We start from the raw sequence: 17,718 nt of genomic DNA, 5'->3' as shown, positions 1-17,718 counted from the left end.
AAGAGGGACTGGATGGACCAGGCCCTGAGGTCCGAGTTTGGGGACAGGGTCTCATACGTCCTCCCTGACAGCGGGATGTTCATATTCGCCCGCTTTCAGGGCGTGGATACAAGGAAGATGGTCATGAGGGCCGTTGAGAGCGGCGTCCTCTACCTCCCGGGAGACAGCACATTCGTATCAGACCCGGACTACAGCACAGCCAGGCTGAACTTCTCATACCCAGGCAGGGAAGAAATCTCTGAGGGCATCAGGAGGCTCGGCCGTGTGTTCCGGCCTAGTTCTCCCTGAGGAGCCCCCCCCTCCTGTAGTCCATGGCCATGATGGCACTCTTGAGCCTTATCACTCCTGCCGAGAAGACTATCCTCTTCTCCTCCCTCTTGGGCACAAGGCCAACGTAGCCACCCTCAACCCGTGCCAGGGTGCCGGTGGAGAACCTCGACCCGGAGATCTCCACAGTGTCATCCCAGCCATCGTTCCGGCCCAGGGCGGGTACAGCGCTCTCCCCCCCCTCAAACACAACGGGTACCCTGGAAGCCATCCCCCCCTGCTTCACGGAGCCGAGGCAGACAATGGCTGAGTAACCCCCCCTGGCCTCAGCCAGGGACGCAACGGACTCGTCCACAACGTATGCATCCGGAAAACCACGGACTACCAGGATGTCCCCCCCACTCTGCGACCTCAGGCACTCAACAACGGAGGAAATGGACGGTGAGACCGGAGCGCACACGGTGCACCTCCCGGAAACGTTCACATCAGGCACACTGGTGCGCATGGAGATGATCCTCACAGAGCTGTCAGCCATGAACAGGTCTGAGGGAGATACAAGGCGGAGGTCCTGAGAAGGGGGTCTTCCATCGTGTATGTATCGCTGTAGGAGTAATTAGTATTGTGAATGATTTTTACTAAACACCCCCCCTTATTAACGATGCCGGCATGCACATGCATGCAGTCTGGCAGCTGGAAGGAAGCGGAGAGGGTCGAGATGTTTCCCGGCGTGACCAGGAGGGTGTTCTACGGTGAAAGATCGATGCTGACCATGATAGACCTGAAGAAGGGAGCGGAGGTGCCAGCACACAGGCACGAGAGTGAGCAGATAACATGGGTCATGTCCGGGAGCCTGGAGATGACCGTTGGCGGGAAGACCAGGATCCTGTCGGCCGGTGACGTGATCGTGATACCTGGGTCAGTGGAGCACTCGGCCAGGGCGCTCGAGGACACTGTGGACATAGAGGTGTTCAGCCCGGTCAGGCAGGAATGGATAAAGAAGTGAGATGGCCGGCAGCGCAGGCGGTCAGTCCTGCCTGATCACGGTCTCTATGGGGGGGTGGCTTATGGCGTAAACGGCCGGGCACCTACCCCCCCTCGATATCTCTATCAGGTCACCCAGTTCCCTGTCTGCATGCACGTGGAGTTCCAGCCTCTTTATTATAGGTGCCTCTTCCCCGGACACCACCGGGGGGGCAAGGTCGTAGAACAGCTTCCCGGTGACCCTGAGCTCCCCAAGCTTCAGGCCCCTGAGGGCGCACTGGATCGCAAGGGTGGAGGCGTAGCACGACATTACTCCGAAGAGGAGGTAGCTGAGGGGGGGCGTTGTGTGGACTCCCCCCCTGCCACCCAGGGCCGAAGGCTCATCTGCGGAGTAAGTGAAAGACGAGTAATCGGACTGAAGCGTGGCGGTGAACATCGGGCTGCCCCCCCTGAGGTTGAAGGTGCCCTCTATCGTCTTCTCAACCGGGAAGTGCCCGCCGTTCTCCTGTGCCCTCTCGGCTGTCCTCCTCACCTTATCCAGGTCTATGTTGTTGACCTCGCTCACCACTCCACCTCCATGGCTATCACCCTGGCCATCGAACCGCTTGCTCCCCCCCTGAGCTTGAGGGGCAGCGCCACCACCGTGTACTCCCTGCCGGCCTCCAGGGCATCGAGGTTGGCCATGTCCTCTATTATGACACGCCCGCGGAGAGCAGCCTCTTGTGCACCTCAAAGCCATGGTGGCTGTAGGGCTCTATTCCCAGCGTGTCTATGCCAACCATTCCGACCTCCTGCGACAGCAGGAAGTCCGCAGCGTCCTCTGAGAGGCCTGGAAAACCGTACAGGAACTCCTTGGTGAAGGCCCTTCTCCTACTCCAGCCAGTGTCTATAAGGATAGCGCTTCCCCTGAACCTCCTGTCCCACACCCTTTCCAGGTCCGCCCTGCTTATCTCCTCTCCCCCCTCACACCAGGCCTTATGCAGAACCCTCTTGAGACAAGGCGCTCCACGGGAATCGCGTCCACCGTGGCCCCCGCCGTCAATGAAGTGGTAGGGCGCGTCTATGTGTGTGCCTGTGTGCGTCATCGCGCTGATCCTCTCTATGGCATAGCCGTCCCTGCTTGTTATGCCCACCGGCTCAATGACAGGGAGAGGGTTGGTTGGCCACACGGGCATGTGTGTGCTTACCTCCGCAGTCAGGTCGTGGATCCTCACGCACAACCATGGAGAATGGCTTAAAAAACCCACGTATCTGCAACGGACACACCCCGCGCGGTTCCAGGTAAAGGTGTGGGGGGGGCCTGGCGCTCCATGTGCGATGCCCTGTGAAAGCCCCCCCTGCACAAGCAGCCCATGGAGTCCATGTTCCGCACGGCGCTTCAGGGCACGGTCACCACGTGATCGCATCCTCTCCTCCCCCCCTCTTCCAGGTCTCCTTGGACAGGGCAGTCCCTACCAGCATGACCGCGCCCGCTATCAGCAGCCACATAGTCCAGGCCGTGAAAAGGCTCTTCACCAGGACGGAGGTGTAGAGAACTATGGATATCGCGAACCCTGCCATCACACCACCCCCGTTGTAAGCGAACCCCCACGCCCGTGGCCCTGTACTTCTTGCTGAACGTCTCTGACAGGAATGCGGGAAGGGTGGAGAACACCATGGCCTCGAAGAAGGCCTGGACGCTGAACATGGCAAGGTCAAGGGAAGGCGTGCCGTGGAAGGCGAAGAATGCCGTGGGGGGGTAAACTGTAACAGTGAAGGTGAGGCCGTAGACAAGCATGGCCACCCTCCTACCTGGGACCATGAGGGCGATTAAGCCACCCAGCCAGACACCGAACAGAGAGACAAGGTTGATGTAAGCACTGTAGGTGCCGACCAGTGAGCCGCTGATCCCTGGGTGGAGTATGGAGAGGAGCGATGGGTAGAAGGTGAAGGTGGCAGCATTTATGAAGAGCAGTCCAGATGTTAGCACAAGGGAGAAGGCCAGTGGGGGGGCCCAACCCCTGGTGAACAGTGCGGAAACTGGCTCCTTCTCGATCTCCTGCCTCTCCTTCATATCCGAGAATACTCCGCTCTCCCTAGCCGCGGCCCTGATCGCAAGCGTAAGGAGGCCCGGCACAGCGGTGGTGAAGAACAGGATCCTCCAGCCCATAGCGGTGAAGCCAGCTTGGCCATAGTGGGTGGAGAGTGCGGCATAGACAAACGACACTATGAAGAACCCGGTGCCGTACCCGCTCTGCACGAATGCGCCAACGGGCCCTCTGATCCTGGCGGGCACACTCTCCATGGACAGTGCCGTGCCACCCCCGTACTCGGCGCCAGCGAACAGTCCCTCAGCGAAGAGCAGGATGTAGAGGAGCAGGGGGGGCGCCAGGAAGCCTGCTGTGGAGTATGTTGGGAGCAGGCCCTTTGCCGCGGAAAAGAGGGAGAAGCCAAGTATGGTGAGCGTCAGCATGCTCTTCCTGCCAACCCTGTCACCCAGGAAGTTGCCCAGGATAACGGCTCCCACGGGCCTTGCAACCTCCTCCGAGGCCAGGCCGCCGAAGGTGGCTATGAGCCCGAAGAAACCTATCCTGGAAGGAAAGAAGAGTGAGGAGAGGGTAACGGCTGCGAGTGCATAGGCGATCGTGGTGTACCCGTCCATCAGCCAGCCAGCATAGGCGGATATCACCTGCACCCAGCCCTCCCTGCTCGCGCCGGTTCCCTGCATGCTTGTCCGAAGGCTAGCCGGGTGCATCAATCTTCAGATCGCTGAAGTGCGACACAGCCCACTTGAAGGGTCCGGTACCAGGTATGGGCCCCCCCGGGGGCCTGGAGACGGTATGCAGTCCGGTGCGCATGGTATCACGGGTGCAGCCGGAAAGGGTTCCTCAGGGAACGATCAGGAACACCATGTGACCTGGCGCTGTCATCAGCGGGTGGCGGCAAGGCGAGCGCCTTACCCAGGAAGGCGTGGCCCAGCAGCATGCACCCGGAAGCCAGATAGCGACCAGCCTCCACGTGCCAAACAATATCGAACTACAGTACAGGTGCACCCAGGCAGGACGGGCCGAAAACACATTTAGCCCCCCCGGGGGTCATATCTTCCTCATCAGCACGGACCTGACCCTGTGGTCCTGGCCCTTCACCACTATGAGGTCCGCATGCCATTTCGTCTTCTCTATGTTCTCCCTGAGGTTGGGCCCGTTGATGGCATCCCAGACCTGCGAAGCGACCACCTCAGCCTCCTCCGGGGGGAAAGGGAGGCGTATTTCCTGAAATACGACTCAGGCCTCCTCAACGCAGTCTCCCTGAGTATCTGGAACCTCTCTATGTACCACCTGCGTATATGCTCCTCCCTGGCATCAAGGTATATTGAGAGGTCAAGGAAATCAGAGACATACAGGTTCTTCATGTTGGCGACCTGGCCATCCCCCCTTGGTCTGGAGCACGTTCAGCCCCCTCGAGGATCACGATGTCAGGCTCATCGATCACCTGCCTCTCCCCCCGGGCACTATGTCATACTTCAGGTGGGAGTATGTCGGTATCTCGAGGTGCCTTGCCCCAGACTTGAGTGAGTATAGGAATTTGATCAGTGCAGGCAGGTCATAGCTTTCAGGAAACCCCCCCTTCCTATCCATCAGGCCCCCCCTCTCCTCCAGGACGCTGTTGGGGGGGTAGAGGAAGGCATCAGTGGACACGACATATACCCTGGGATAGTCGGACCAGGAGGACATGAGCGTCCTCAGCATCCTCGCCGTGGTGCTCTTGCCCACCGCCACGCTGCCGGCAAGGCCAATGATGTATGGCACCTCCAGGTCCCTGCGCCTGAGGAAGGTGTTCCTGGCCCTGAACAGCTCCACCGTTGCCCTCCTGTGCAGCCTTATGAGGCTGGCCAGTGGGAGGTAGACATCCCTCACCTCCTCGGGGTCAAGGGTCTCATTCAGTCCCCCCCTGATTTCAGCAAGCTCTTCCTCTGTGACCTCCAGGTTGTTGTAGTCGCTGAGCTTCGCCCATTCCTCCCTCGTGAGCTCAAGGTACGGGCTCAGGCTGCCTAGCAGTGCCATTTGCATATCCAGCAGAACCTCGCATTAAAACATTCCCCTGCCATTGTACCCGGGCCCCCTTCAACAAAGGTGGCTGTGCATGGTATCGCATTGAGGGCCATTAGAGGGCCATGCCACCGCCAGATTGCTGGAGTATGGCCAATCCTTGCAGGGGGGGCTAGAGGAAGAGCTTCTTTATGCCTGCGCCCTCCTCGTACACACCGATGCAGGGCCCCCTCTGTCCTGGACAGTTCCACAACGTCATGCCTCTCCTCCAAATCCATGCTTGGTATGCCGTAGCTCTTCGCCACCCCCCCGTGTATGTCTAGGTCGAACTTCAGGTATTCCTTCCCGGCGGCGTCCTCGTAGTAGCTGCTGGCGAAGCTACGCAGTATGCCATAGGAGTGGTTGTTCAGCACGACCACCTTGACGTCAGCGCCGTATTTCTTGGCCGTCCAGAGGGTCTGTACTGTGTACATGAGGGATCCGTCACCTATCACCAGGAGCGATGGCCTCCCGGCCAGGGCCATGCCTGTGGCTGCAGGCAGGCCCCCCCACCCCCCCAGCTGGCCTGACCTGGCCGTGAAGTACATGCCGGAGCGGTACCCGAAAGTGCTCCTGAGCACAGGGGGGGACGAGGAGATCGCCTCATCAACCACAGGCCTGTCCCTAAATACTTCTGCGGCCAGGGAGAGGATGTACCCGCTCTCCCTCTTCCTCTTCATTATTGCAAGCCTGGTGTTGTCCCGTACCCTCTCCCTGTGCACCCTCTCTCCCTTCCTCTTCACCAGAGTGGAGAGGTAGAGGGCTGACGCGTCGGGGTTGCCGTACACCTGCAGGCTGTGCCTGCCGGTGGGTGAGTAGCCTATGTAGACGACCCTCTTGCCTGGTAGGAGGCCTATGGGGGGGGTGTAGGGGTACAGGGTCAGGTCTGCGCCTACAAGTATCACAAGGTCATGGGGGGGCAGCAGGCTCATGTTTATCAGTGCTGCCGCTGGCTGCAGGTCAGAGTCAACGCAGTCCCTGGACCTGCACGGTGACCTGGAGGCCAGTGGCTCTGCGAACACCGGGCACCCGATGGCATCTGCAAGCGCCTCAACCCCCCCTCCAAAGTGGCCGTATATGTCGTTCTCGTACCCGGCCACAATGCACGGTGACCTCGCTCCGTCGATCATTTCAGCAACTTCCTGCAGGCCCTCCCTGTCCACGGCCATGTTTCCAGGGAGCACGAACGGCCCTGCAGGCTCCCCAGCATCCTTGTCCATGAAGTCCATGGGAACGGAGAGGAAAACCGGGCCGTAGTGCGGTGTGAAGGCCCTTGAAAGTGCAGTCCTCAGGGCGAGAGGTATGTCGTGCGGGTCCCTGAGCTCGTAGGCGTACTTGACTGATGAGTGCACCATGCCTGTAAGGTCATGGTAGAGGAGCGGCTCGAGCACTGTGTGCCTGGTGTCCTGCTGCCCTGCCATTATGACCAGGGGGGGGAACCGTTTGCCCTGGCCGTGTTTATGAAAGCCATGGAGTTGCCGAGGCCAGGCATCGTGTGGAGGCTGGCCACCCTGGGCCTGCCGTCGGCAAGGTACATGCCCTCGGCCACACCCACCGCTATGGAATCGTGGAGGCACAGGATGTAGTCATCTATGTCCCTGAGGGCAGGTATCTCTGTAGTCCCGGGGGGGTTTCCTGCGATGGGGGGGAGCAGGCCCAGGTTCTTCAGGCTCTCCGAGAGGTTCCTGTGTCCTATCATCTAGAGCACCCTGTAATGCGGCTCAAGCCCCCTGGACGTAGCGCAGGACGTTTGCCACGGTCTCCTGGAGGAACCTCATCTGGCTCTCCACAGTCACTCCGGCGATGTGCGGTGAGAGTATGGCGTTCTCGAGCTCCGTCAGCCCGGAACCCGGAACTATGGGCTCGACGGAGAACACGTCAAGGCCAAGCCTCAAACCCTTCTCCCTGGCCACCCTCACGAGCGCACCCTCGTCCACAACCTCTCCCCCCCTGGATGTGTTTATGAGGATGGCGCCGTCCTTCATCATTCTGAGGCGCCTCTCATCCAGGAGGCCCCCCCTCGTCTTATCTGTCAGTGGCACGTGCAGGGAAACGATGTCGCTCTCCCTGAGCAGGTCGTCCAGTCCCACGTAGGTAACGCCGAGGCGCTCCTCCTCTTCCTCCGGGAGCCTTATCACGTCATAGTAGAGGATGCGCACCTCAAAAGCGATGAGCCTCTCGGCCAGCCTCCTGCCTATGGCTCCCATGCCCACTATGCCGAACGTCTTTCCCATGAGGTCCCTGGAGGACGTGAGCATTGGCCACCTGCCCGCATGCATCTCTGAATTCAGGAACACAAGGTCCTTGAGGTGCGCCAGTGCCATCGCGATCACGTGCTCTGCCACGCTCTCCTTGTTCGCAACCGGTATGTTGCACAGCATTATGCCCCCCCTCTCCCTCACGCTTTCGAGATCGACGTTGTCGTAACCAGTGGATGCGACCTGTATGAACCTCAGCTCCGGCATCCTCGAGAGCAGCGACCTGTCAACCCTGGTGAATGTAGTTACGATCAGAACCTCTGCCCTGTCGCTATCGAAGTCGGCGTCAGTCCTTAAGTGGAAGTCCTGGAACACCTGCCTTGACTGTTCCTCCACCTGGTTAAGCGGTATGAAGGGCGGCAAGATAGCCAGAATCCGCATACACTGTAATGCATACTGTTCGATATAAGTTTACCACGGCCCCCCCTCCTCCTGACTGGCCTGCATTACCTCTTTATCTACCCTGAAAATTAACCCACCATGCGTGCGTCAGAGCCTGGCTACATTGGCAGCGTCAGGATCAGGAACAGGATAGTCATGGCACCGATGATATCGAACCTGGCCACCCCGGAGCATAACCACGGAGGCCACATGGCATACCTTGAGGCAAGGGCCAGGGGCGGGGCAGGCCTCATAATAACGGAGTACACTTACATAAACGATGCAAATGCCAGGGGGGGCTCTCCAAACCAGCTTGCCGCGTACTCCTACGAGAGGGTCCCCCCCAAGCTGAGGAGGCTGACCGAGAGGATACACAGGCACGGCGCCAAGGCCTTCATGCAGATTGTGCATGCTGGCGGCAAGGCCAATGCCGACATCAACAGGAAGGAGAACTTCGCACCCACCGCAATGGAGTACCTGGCAGGCAGGTGAGGGAAATGACCACATCCGAGGTGGAGGAGGTTAGGGAGCAGTTCATCAGGGCGGCGAAGATAGCCCATGCGGCCAGGTTTGACGGCATAGAGCTCCACGGCGCCCACGGGTACCTGCTGCACGAGTTCATATCCCCCCCTGCGACGAACAGGAGGACGGACAGGTACGGGGGGTAGCTTCGAGAACAGGCTCAGGCTCCCGCAGGAAATCGTGGATGCGCTGAAGTCAGAGCTGGACATACCTGTGGGCATAAGGATAAGCGTCCTTGAGTATGAGGAGGACGGTTACAGCGCAGAGTACGGGGTGAAGGTGGCAGATTCGCTGAGGGGCATCGACTACGTGCACCTATCCTCCGGCAGGAACGCACCACCGGGCTCTTCCGCATCATTCTACAGTGACACGCTCCACATCCTCCGCATGATAGGCAGAAGGCCAAGGGTAACCACTGTGCAGTCGGGTCAATAGTTGACGCGGCTGGCGTGGAGGAGGCGCTGAAGACCGTGGACTTCGTGGCAGTTGGCAGGGGGACACCTTGCAGACCCGTACTTTGCCTACAAGGTGCTGAACGAACCACAGTCTCTGAGGCCATGCATAAGGTGCAACCAGGCATGCAGGGACCTATCCTTGGGTGAGGTCAGGTGCACCGTGAACCCCCGAGACAGGATTCGAGGCATCTTATGAGCGCATGCCCAGGTACAGTGGGGGGGACCTGGTGGTTGCCGGCGGCGGGGTTAAGGGCATGGAGGCAGCCCTATACGCATCCAAGCTCGGACTCAGGGTCACACTGTACGAGAGGGCAGGCCAGCTCGGTGGCCAGCTCCTCCACATATTTGACGAGCGCAAGAAGAGGGAGTTCTCAAGGCTCCTGGACTACTACAGGTATGCGCTGGAAAAGGCCGGGGGGGTACAAGTTGTCCTGGGGGGGGAGGAGTTCAGGGGGGGAAAAGATGCCCTGCTGTGCACCCCGGAAGTGACATACAGCGAGGTCAAGCCCGTGGGTGGGGGGGAGCTCAGAATCGACTCTAACATATACATGTACCACGACGCTGCCCTGAGGTATGCTGGGGAGGCAGAGGTAACGATGACAGAGCGCTCCCTGTCATCTCTGGACAGGGCAAGGGCTATGGGCTTCAGGAAGGCCGCAGAGGCCAGAGGGGTCAGGTTCGTTAGATCACTTGAGGACCCCCCCACAGTTAGGCTCATCGTGAGGGAACAGTACGACCTTAGGGCCGCAATGGTGTCAGGGAGGAAGGCCGTGGACGACATGCTTGCCCTGGAGGGAAACCTATACCTCTGACCTGCGCAAAGGTAAAGTGGGCTGTGCCCCCCCAGGGAAAAACCTGCCATTTTCCATCCAGCACAGCTCGGTTTTGAAAGACGTGATTGCCGCATGGATCACGGTGGAAAAAAAGAATTTAAGGCCACAGGTATACGTGGGGGGGCCGATGTATCCACCGGCGGCCCACGGACGTCCCAGGGAGGGCCAGGCCCGTTGTGAAATGGGCCGGCGGCAAGAGGCAGATAATTGAGGACCTTGTTTCCCTGGTGCCCGGGAGATTTGAGACCTATTACGAGCCCTTTTTTGGCGGCGGGGCCTTGCTGATCGAACTGCACAACCGTGGAAAGCTCAAGAGAGCGGTCATATCCGACATAAACAGCGATCTAATGGACCTTTACAGGATCATCAAGCACAGGCCGGAGGAACTCATCCAAGAGCTGTCAGGGCTGAGGTTCAGTAACAGCAGGGAGGACTACTACCTCGCAAGGGAGAGGTACAACTCAATTGGGGGGGGAGCACTGCCGAAAAGGCCGCCCTCTTCATTTACCTGAACCGCCACTGTTACAACGGCCTGTACAGGGTCAACTCCAGGGGGGGGCGTTCAACGTGCTTCGGGAGGTACCGGAGTCCATCCATGCCCGGTGAGGATGAAATATACCTGCTCTCCGAGGTGCTCAGGTCCGCCGAAATCCTTAGCGTGGACTTCGAGGAGGCCTTGAAGGGTGCGCGAAATGGCGACTTCGTGTACCTCGATCCACCTTACATGCCTGTGAGCCCATCCTCCAGCTTCACAGACTACAGTTCTGCCGGATTCAGCATGGACGACCAGGTGAGGCTGTGCAAGGCGTTCAGGGACCTGGACAGGCGTGGCGTACTGGTGATGGAGAGCAACTCGGGAAGCGAGCTAATCGAGGCACTCTACTCCGGGTTCGAAATAACTAGGTTAAGGGCCAGGAGGAACATCAACTCTGTCCCATACAGAAGGGGGGGCCTGTGGAGGAGCTCGTCATCAGGAACTACAGGGCTGAATGAACACCCCCACGGGAACTGTGCAGGGGGGGCAGGCCAGGCCCAGTTAAGAGCGGCCCGAGACATCCCGCAGAAATGGGGGGGGTGCGGCAGGGTTAGATTTCCTTAAGTGTAGCGGAGGACACACTTGAGAGCAGCACTAAATGCAGGCATCCATATATCAACCCAGATGGTGCATGACTATGGGCGGTACAAAAAGAGCTTACTCACTGGCTGCTGTCCCTGTGCACCTTCCTCTCCCTCCTTGTCTTGACCTCCTCTATCTCCCTCATCTCCTCCTCCGTCAGCGAGACCTCTTCCCTCTCCACCTCAACAACGAACCGGGGGCGAGATCTCACCGGTCAGGTAGACGTCGCTGGTCGCCCTCCTTATGTCCAGGCCAGCCTCCAGCATGGCGGCGGCGTCTATCCCGATCACCCTCGGGTTGTCCACATGGTAGAGGCCCGCAACGTACGCCTTCCTGTATGTGGAGGACAGGTGCACCCAGGTCTTGTCCGAAGGGCTTATGCCTGTCTCAGGTATGAACTCCATCTCCTCATCGGTCGTCTGGTAATACAGTATTCCCGGTATCCCGTCACTGGGAAAGTCATCTATCTTTATGGGTATTGTGTGCCCGTAGGTTGCCCTTATCTCCTTCCTGTCGTTTACCTGGTACCTCTCCTTCGGATCGGTCTTTGCCAGCGCTTCTATGTGGTAGGGCGATATCCACCCGAACTGCCTCTTCTGTGCCTTTATTGCAGGCACGATGGTGTATATGCGTGCCCAGCCATGTTCGTTTAGGCGTATGCCGTACCTGTCAGGGAAGTGCCGGAGCATCCCGGCGAGTATCCTCCCAACAGCCTCGATCTCCCTGTCGTTCATCAGCAGCTTTCCGGCCGACCCGCACTCCGGGCACGCATCTCCCCCCCTGAAAGGGCCGTGCCTCTCACAGTTTCTCAGGTATGCGGCCATCCATGTACACCTCCATGGCGCTGGCCAGTTCAGGTGCGATATCTATCTTGCTGAAGATCCCCCCCTCTATGGTGTTCGTCACAGCAACCTCGTCAACAACCTCCTGGATCTTGGATACGGAGTTGTTGGCAAAGACGCCGTGCACCGCTGTAACGTAAACTGAGGATGCCCCCCCATATCCCTTAGCAGGGAGGCGGCCTTTGCTATGGTGCCGCCGGTGGATATTATGTCGTCAACCAGCAGGACACGCTTGCCCTTGACATCGACATTGGGCACCTCCATGGATACGGTCCTCGAATCTATCCTCTTCTTGTTAATGGCGAAGAAATCGCATTCCAGGCCCTTCGCAAGCATCTCTGCCCTGTGGAGCCCGCCATCGTCAGGTGAAACAACCAGGTCCACACCCTTCCTGCTGTAGTAGGCGGACATGCTCTCGTAGACGCTGACGTTCATGAATGGCCTCTTCGAATACTTCAGTGTCATCTCATCGTGTATCTCCACAGTTATTATCCTGTCCGCGAACTCGCCTATGGTCAGCGTCATGACCTTCGAGGACACCGCCTCGCCCCCCCTCTTGTATACCATGTGCTGCCTTGCGTATCCGAAGTAGGGCACGACCGCAATGACCCTAGATGCACCGTTCTCACGGCATGCATCCAGGGTGAGGAGCAGTTCGAGGTAGGCATCGTCCCTGTTCGTGTTTCCGAGCACGAAGGCCTCCCTGCCGGCAACATCGCTCAGAACCCTTACGTACATTTCACCGTCTGGAAACCGCTTCCTCTCCACTTCAGCGACCTGTGCGCCCAGGACGTCAGAAACAGACCTTGCCAGGGACGGCGAAGAGGAACACGGCACTACAATTTTTTCCACGCTTCTTAATTAAGAGGTATGTTAAATACCTTCCCACGCCCCCGGCAACCAGCGCAGGGCGTGGAAATAATGCTCTCGGCGTGCATCCTCAGATCTCGGGTATGAGCACGGCACCCATGGACGCTGACGTGACCATGGACGCGTACTGCGCCAGCAGCCCGGTTGGGTGCTTGGGGGGGCAGGCCTCTTCCACTCCTTCCTCCTCCTCTCCATTTCACCCTCGTCCACAAGCATATCGATCCTGCCTTCCTCCGCATCTATGACGACCTCGTCACCGTCCCTGAGGAGCGCTATGGGGGGGCGACGAACGCTTCAGGTGCCACATGGCCCACCATCATCCCCCTCGTTGCGCCTGAGAACCTGCCGTCAGTAACGAGCGCAACTGTGTCACCGAGCCCTGGCCCACTATTGCCGCTGTGACGTCCAGCATCTCCCTCATCCCTGGCCCTCCCTTGGGCCTCGTACCTTATCACCACGACATCCCCCCCGCTCTCTATCTTCCTCTCCATCACTGCCCTGAAGGCCTCGTCTTCAGAATCGAAGACCCTTGCCCTCCCCCCCCTGTGCCTCGTTATGCTGGAGGCCGCCACCTTTACGACCGCACCCTCGGGTGCAAGTGTACCCTTGAGTATCTTTATGCCACCGCTCGGGTACCTGGGCCTGGAGAAGTCTACGATGATCCTTTCAACACCTGCCCTTGGCCTGACGTCTCTGAGGTTCTCTTTCACCGTCTTGCCTGTAACCGTGAGGGCATCGCCGTCGATGAATCCCCTGTCGAGGAGCTTCTTCATCAGCACCGGGACGCCACCCACCTGATCGAAGTCCGCCATTGCAAACTCCCCTCCAGGCTTCATGTTCACGATCTCCGGGACCTTTCTCCCGATCTCCTCGAAGTCGTCCAGTGTGAGGTTCACCCCCCGGCCTCGTACGCGATGGCTATCAGGTGCAGCACGGCGTTTGTGGACCCTCCCGACGCATGAGCATGGCTATTGCGTTCCTGAAGGCTTCGTATTTCAGGATATCTCTGGCCCTGATCCCGTTCTCTATAAGGGGGCATGATGGCCTTTCCCGTCTCATATGCGAAGCTGCCCTTGGCACCAACAACAGCCGGGGGCGATGCACTCCCTGGCAGTGCCAGGCCCAGTGACTCGGTCATCATGGCCATGGTGTTGGCCGTGTACAGGCCGCCACAGGAGCCGGCGGTGGGCACAGCCAGCATCTCCATCGCCTGCAGCTCCTCCTTGCTTATCTTTCCGGAACTGTAGGCGCCCACAGCCTCGTAGACGTCTCCTACAGCGATCTCCCTCCCGTTGTAGTAACCGGGCATCGTCGTGCCCGCGTACATTATTATGGATGGCAGGTTCAGGCGGCCCATGGCCATCATCATGCCGGGCCCAGTTTTGTCGCAGCCAGATATGCAGGCCACGGCATCGTAACCGTGTGCATTGACCGTCATCTCTACAGTGTCTGCGATGATCTCCCTGCTCACAAGCGAGTACTTCATGCCCTCATAGCCCATGGCTATGCCGTCTATCACCAGGGGGGGTGTGGCGAACATCCTGGGTGTGCCGCCGGCCTCCTGGACACCCTGCTTCAGCCTGTTGCCCAGGCCGAGGGTGTGTATGTTGCACGGCCCGGCCTCATTCCAGGCCACAGCAACGCCCACAAAGGGGGGGCTCTCTATATCCCTGTCTGTCAGGCCCATGGCCCTCAGGAATGCCCTGTTGGGCGACTTCTCAACGCCTCCGTAAACCTGCCTGGAGCGCAGCATGATCGTTGTAAGGTGTGCATCCGTGATAAATTTTGTCACTGCTCCCCCCCCGGTACAGAGTGTGCATTACTGTATTAACTGGCCCGTAATCACCGTACAATGTCAGAGAGGATCATGGTCCTGGAGGGAGACGGCATAGGCCCGGAGGTCGTCGGCTGTGCGATCAGGGCCCTTGAGGCCCTAAATGACGCCTATGGCCTGGGCCTGGAATTTGTGAAGTACGATGTGGGTGCAAGGTCCATTTCCCAGGGGGGGGAGTGGACAGTGGAAGGCGTGATCGAGGAGGCAAGGAAGTTCAGGGCCATACTGAAGGGCCCCATGGGAGACCCTGGCATAAGGAACAGGCAGGGGACAGAGGGTGGCCTGGACCTGATACTGGCCCTTCGCTTCTCCCTCGATCTGTACGCCAACGTCAGGCCAGTGAGGCTGCTCCCAGGCGTTTCCTCTCCCCCCTCAGGAACTTCAGCAGGCCAGACAGCATAGACTACACGCTCATAAGGGAGAACAGCGAGGGGGGGCTCTACGCAAGCCACTTCGGGGGGGGCATGGAGCTCAGGGACGAGGTGGCGGTGGATAATCAGATAATAACGAGGAAGGGTGTGGAGAGGGTCTCTAGGATGGCCTTTGAAATAGCGAGGAGGGGGGCAGAGGCTCTCCGTGGGACGGGAGGAAGAGGGTGCTCTGTGTGGAGAAGAGCAACGTCCTCAGGTCCTTCGCCTTCTTCAGGCGGGTGTTCGACGAGGTGTCAGCGGATTACGGGGGGGACGTGGAGGCAGGGCACATGTACGCGGACGCCATGGCCCAGTACATGGTGCTGCACCCCGACAGGCTTAACGTCGTCGTCACAGAGAACATGTTCGGTGACATACTGTCGGACCTCGCGCTGCCACGGTGGGCGGCTTGGCGTCGCTTATTCCGCCAACCTTAACGAGAGGATGGGCATGTTCGAGCCCGTGCACGGTTCCGCGCCTGACATCGCAGGCAAGGGTATCGCTAACCCAGTGGCCATGCTCCTGTCCGCCTCAATGATGCTAGACTTCCTCTCGAAGCGCGACGCTGCTGTGGCTCTTGAGAGTGCAGTCATAAGGGCGATGTCATCGGGCGCACTCACCCAGGACCTAGGGGGGGGCACCTGGGTTCGGAGGGGGGGTTCACGGATAAGGTCATAGAGAACATGGGGTAGTGGAACATCTATAATGGCCACATACATCACCAACCATGAAGATCTCACCATCCATCATTTCCTGTGACCTCTCCCACCTGGCCACCGAGATAATGAAGTGCGAGGACGCAGGTGTGGAGATGTTCCACCTGGACGTCATGGACGGGCACTTCGTGCCTAACCTGACCATGGGGCCAGACCTGGTCAGGGCGGTCAGGAGGGTCACGGACAGGACCTTGGAGGCGCACCTCATGCTCGAGAGGCCGGACAGGTACTTCAGACAGTTCCTCTCTGCCGGCGCAGACATACTGCTCCTCCACTACGAGAGCCCGGTGGACCTCAAGGGGACAATGGAGGCCATAAGGAACGAGGGCGGAAGGTGTGGCATCGTGGTGAACCCTGAGACTGACGTTTCCAAGGCTTTCCCGTTCCTGGAGCACTGCGAGATCCTCCTCGTGATGAGCGTGCACCCAGGCTTCTCTGGGCAGAGCTTCATCCCATCATCCCTGGAAAACGTGAAGAAGGCGAGGAGATACATAGATGAGCACGGCCTCGGCGTTGAGATAGAGATAGACGGCGGCATAAACGACAGGACTGCCAGGATGGCCATAGAGGCCGGCGCTGACATACTGGTCTCAGCGTCTTACATTTTCGGTGGGAACGTGAAGGAAAGGATAAGGGCACTGAGATCAGTCACTGCATCTCAATGAGTGCCCTGCCTTCCCTGTCAATCCCGAATTCCCTGAAGGCCTGTACGGCATCTCTGAGCTTGTATTTCCTGTGCACCCTCACCCTGAACCTGTGCTTTATTGCCATGTTTATGAGCTCCTGCATCTCCTTCCTTGTGCCACCGGTGCTGCCCACGATGGAGATCTCCTGCGGGTAGATCTGGCTTATGTTGACCTCTCCCTGTGCCCCCCCTGTCTGCACGCCGAATGTCACAACGGAGCCCTTCGGTGCAACATGCTTCAGCGAATCCTGCCAGAACTGGGTGCCAAGCGGGTTAATCACCACGTCAGCCCTGAGGTCATCCGGCACTGATCCGGGCCTGAACACCCTCTCAGCACCGAACTCCGAAACCCAGTCCTTCCTCGAGACCGCATATACGTCCATGCCCATCGCCTTCGCTATCTGCAGCGCAAAGAGGCCTGTGTTTCCAGAGGCACCGTAGACGAGCACAGACTTGGTGGCGGACGCCCCGGCCTCATGAGCGCATGGTAGGCGGTCAGGGCCGCAATTGGAATGCTCACGGCCACCTCGTCGGAAAGAGATCCCTGCCTGAACAGGGCCTCCTTGCTCACGACCACGTGCTCAGTGAAGCCGCCGTTGGTGACAACACCCCATATGCCACCGTTCCTGCATATGTGCTCGTTGCCGGAGAGGCACAGGTCGCAGGTGCCGTCGAAGACCCTGTCGTAAACGATAACTTTCTCTCCCTTCCTGAAGCCGTACTTGTCCTCCTCCACAACGCCTATTATCTCGGAGCCTACTATGTGGGGGGGCAGGGGGGGGTTCAGGTTGTAAAGCACCCTGCCGTTAACAACCGCATAGTCCAGAGGGTTTATGCCACCCATGGTGACCCTTATCCTCACGCCGTTCTCCATCTCACCCGGCTCCTTGACATCTGTCACTCTCAGGCTTTCGATACCAAAGGGTTTGTCGACCACAACCGCGAGCATGACCTCAAATTTTCTCTACCTATTTAACCTGATGGGGGCCTGTAAAATGGCTCGCTGTGCGATTCCTTACAGCTGCTCCCCGGAGTTTTTACGATACCGAAACCGGTGCCTAAACAGACTGTCCTAGGGGGCTGCAATGTTACACTGCCGGCTGCAGCGGCCTGAAACCCATCTGGCCAGTTAACCCTCTGGTCGTATGCGGGGGGGAGCGATGCACTCCCTTCGGGGGCTGCACCGCCGCCTTTGTGTTCCCGTGCCCCATCCGCCAGCCAATTGTCAAGGTTTTATAGAAGGTAGGCCTATTTGGCTCCGTGGAGAGAGATGCCATAGATGCCTTCAAGACTTACCTCATAGGGGGGGAGAGGAGGAGCAGGTACACGATCCGCTCCTACATCTCCATGGTCAGGGAGTTCCTGGAATTCCTGGGCAGGAAGGAAATCGCCGTGGATGAGGAGGATATAGAGAGGTACAAGGAGTTCCTTGCCGTGGAGAAGGGGTACTCAAAGGCTAGCCAGAGGCTGGCCCTGAATG

Annotated in this window: 16 protein-coding genes and 7 pseudogenes; 10 read left to right on the top strand and 13 right to left on the bottom strand. The window is 58.9% G+C overall.

Going from position 1 to position 17,718, the window contains the following annotated elements:
* Positions 1 to 12: 12 nt before the first annotated feature.
* Positions 13 to 288 carry a hypothetical protein gene (locus JCM13583_RS13270; protein ID WP_162509822.1) on the top strand — a complete coding sequence of 92 codons (276 nt, stop codon included), beginning with the start codon at positions 13 to 15 and terminating at the stop codon, positions 286 to 288.
* On the opposite strand, the gene JCM13583_RS10600 is transcribed toward JCM13583_RS13270, so the two are convergent.
* Complete coding sequence (locus JCM13583_RS10600; RefSeq protein WP_075057663.1) at positions 275 to 802, bottom strand: hypothetical protein; 528 nt, start codon at positions 800 to 802, stop codon at positions 275 to 277. The genes JCM13583_RS13270 and JCM13583_RS10600 overlap by 14 nt on opposite strands.
* Positions 803 to 925: 123 nt before the next feature.
* Between JCM13583_RS10600 and JCM13583_RS10595 the strand changes: the two genes are divergently transcribed.
* Positions 926 to 1,270 carry a cupin domain-containing protein gene (locus JCM13583_RS10595; RefSeq protein ID WP_171823606.1) on the top strand — a complete coding sequence of 115 codons (345 nt, stop codon included), beginning with the start codon at positions 926 to 928 and terminating at the stop codon, positions 1,268 to 1,270.
* A gap of 21 nt (positions 1,271 to 1,291) precedes the next feature.
* Here the strand turns inward: JCM13583_RS10595 and JCM13583_RS10590 are convergent, their stop codons facing one another.
* From JCM13583_RS10590 to JCM13583_RS10560, 7 genes and pseudogenes are all read right to left on the bottom strand, one after another.
* Positions 1,292 to 1,816, bottom strand: coding sequence for an OsmC family protein (locus JCM13583_RS10590; RefSeq protein ID WP_075057661.1), 525 nt, complete (start codon positions 1,814 to 1,816; stop codon positions 1,292 to 1,294).
* Positions 1,817 to 1,940: 124 nt separating this feature from the next.
* The gene (locus tag JCM13583_RS10585) at positions 1,941 to 2,462 is read right to left on the bottom strand and encodes a cyclase family protein (RefSeq protein WP_171823605.1); all 522 of its coding nucleotides are present in this window, start codon (positions 2,460 to 2,462) and stop codon (positions 1,941 to 1,943) included.
* 175 nt (positions 2,463 to 2,637) lie between these two features.
* Positions 2,638 to 3,955, bottom strand: a pseudogene (locus tag JCM13583_RS10580) (MFS transporter).
* Positions 3,956 to 4,322: 367 nt separating this feature from the next.
* A pseudogene (locus JCM13583_RS10575) lies at positions 4,323 to 5,291 on the bottom strand (type I pantothenate kinase).
* Complete coding sequence (locus JCM13583_RS10570; RefSeq protein ID WP_075057660.1) at positions 5,279 to 6,736, bottom strand: thiamine pyrophosphate-binding protein; 1,458 nt, start codon at positions 6,734 to 6,736, stop codon at positions 5,279 to 5,281. The pseudogene JCM13583_RS10575 and the gene JCM13583_RS10570 overlap by 13 nt, the downstream one beginning before the upstream one ends.
* Positions 6,736 to 7,014 (bottom strand): hypothetical protein, encoded by a 279-nt coding sequence (locus JCM13583_RS10565; RefSeq protein WP_075057659.1) that lies wholly within the window; start codon positions 7,012 to 7,014, stop codon positions 6,736 to 6,738. Before JCM13583_RS10565 ends, JCM13583_RS10570 begins: the two co-directional genes overlap by 1 nt.
* A 22-nt stretch (positions 7,015 to 7,036) precedes the next feature.
* Positions 7,037 to 7,954, bottom strand: a complete 918-nt coding sequence (locus JCM13583_RS10560; RefSeq protein WP_075057658.1) for a 2-hydroxyacid dehydrogenase — start codon at positions 7,952 to 7,954, stop codon at positions 7,037 to 7,039.
* Positions 7,955 to 8,053: 99 nt separating this feature from the next.
* On the opposite strand from JCM13583_RS10560, the gene JCM13583_RS13265 reads away from it, so the two are divergent.
* The 5 genes and pseudogenes from JCM13583_RS13265 (at position 8,054) to JCM13583_RS10550 (ending at position 10,757) form a co-directional block, all read left to right on the top strand.
* Positions 8,054 to 8,446 (top strand): hypothetical protein, encoded by a 393-nt coding sequence (locus JCM13583_RS13265; RefSeq protein ID WP_162509819.1) that lies wholly within the window; start codon positions 8,054 to 8,056, stop codon positions 8,444 to 8,446.
* Positions 8,395 to 8,622 (top strand): annotated as a pseudogene (locus JCM13583_RS13260) (alkene reductase); the annotation flags it as partial. The gene JCM13583_RS13265 and the pseudogene JCM13583_RS13260, both read left to right, overlap by 52 nt.
* Positions 8,585 to 8,911 carry a hypothetical protein gene (locus tag JCM13583_RS13255; RefSeq protein ID WP_162509817.1) on the top strand — a complete coding sequence of 109 codons (327 nt, stop codon included), beginning with the start codon at positions 8,585 to 8,587 and terminating at the stop codon, positions 8,909 to 8,911. The pseudogene JCM13583_RS13260 and the gene JCM13583_RS13255, both read left to right, overlap by 38 nt.
* 220 nt (positions 8,912 to 9,131) lie before the next feature.
* Entirely contained in the window at positions 9,132 to 9,743 is a 612-nt protein-coding gene (locus JCM13583_RS13250; protein ID WP_162509816.1) for an FAD-dependent oxidoreductase, read from the top strand.
* 152 nt (positions 9,744 to 9,895) lie between these two features.
* Positions 9,896 to 10,757 (top strand): annotated as a pseudogene (locus tag JCM13583_RS10550) (DNA adenine methylase).
* A 203-nt stretch (positions 10,758 to 10,960) separates the two neighbouring features.
* On the opposite strand, the pseudogene JCM13583_RS10545 reads toward JCM13583_RS10550, so the two are convergent.
* The 3 genes and pseudogenes from JCM13583_RS10545 to ilvD all read right to left on the bottom strand — a co-directional run bounded on the left by JCM13583_RS10545 (position 10,961) and on the right by ilvD (position 14,346).
* A pseudogene (locus JCM13583_RS10545) lies at positions 10,961 to 11,705 on the bottom strand (RNA 2'-phosphotransferase).
* A gap of 78 nt (positions 11,706 to 11,783) precedes the next feature.
* A complete protein-coding gene (gene prs / locus JCM13583_RS10540) occupies positions 11,784 to 12,575 on the bottom strand; it encodes a ribose-phosphate diphosphokinase (RefSeq protein WP_162509815.1) in 792 nt (263 codons plus the stop codon).
* Positions 12,576 to 12,663: 88 nt separating this feature from the next.
* Positions 12,664 to 14,346 (bottom strand): annotated as a pseudogene (gene ilvD / locus JCM13583_RS10535) (dihydroxy-acid dehydratase).
* A gap of 99 nt (positions 14,347 to 14,445) precedes the next feature.
* Here ilvD and JCM13583_RS10530 point away from each other — a divergent pair.
* Both JCM13583_RS10530 and rpe read left to right on the top strand, forming a co-directional pair.
* A pseudogene (locus tag JCM13583_RS10530) lies at positions 14,446 to 15,515 on the top strand (isocitrate/isopropylmalate dehydrogenase family protein).
* 49 nt (positions 15,516 to 15,564) lie between these two features.
* The gene (rpe, locus tag JCM13583_RS10525) at positions 15,565 to 16,218 is read left to right on the top strand and encodes a ribulose-phosphate 3-epimerase (protein ID WP_075057657.1); all 654 of its coding nucleotides are present in this window, start codon (positions 15,565 to 15,567) and stop codon (positions 16,216 to 16,218) included.
* Here the strand turns inward: rpe and JCM13583_RS13245 are convergent.
* Positions 16,202 to 16,687, bottom strand: coding sequence for a zinc-binding dehydrogenase (locus JCM13583_RS13245; RefSeq protein ID WP_162509814.1), 486 nt, complete (start codon positions 16,685 to 16,687; stop codon positions 16,202 to 16,204). The two genes, rpe and JCM13583_RS13245, sit on opposite strands and share 17 nt — an antisense overlap.
* Complete coding sequence (locus tag JCM13583_RS13240) at positions 16,636 to 17,187, bottom strand: alcohol dehydrogenase catalytic domain-containing protein (RefSeq protein ID WP_162509813.1); 552 nt, start codon at positions 17,185 to 17,187, stop codon at positions 16,636 to 16,638. Before JCM13583_RS13240 ends, JCM13583_RS13245 begins: the two co-directional genes overlap by 52 nt.
* Positions 17,188 to 17,498: 311 nt before the next feature.
* On the opposite strand from JCM13583_RS13240, the gene JCM13583_RS10515 reads away from it, so the two are divergent.
* The coding region (locus tag JCM13583_RS10515; protein WP_171823604.1) for a phage integrase N-terminal SAM-like domain-containing protein at positions 17,499 to 17,718 on the top strand (220 nt) is incomplete at its 3' end.

It is taken from the genome of Thermogymnomonas acidicola JCM 13583 (assembly GCF_001316105.1).
In the GTDB taxonomy this organism is placed as follows: Archaea; Thermoplasmatota; Thermoplasmata; order Thermoplasmatales; family Thermoplasmataceae; genus Thermogymnomonas; species Thermogymnomonas acidicola.
The sequence above is the reverse complement of the archived record's forward strand: the minus strand, read 5'-3'. Positions and strand labels throughout refer to the sequence as shown.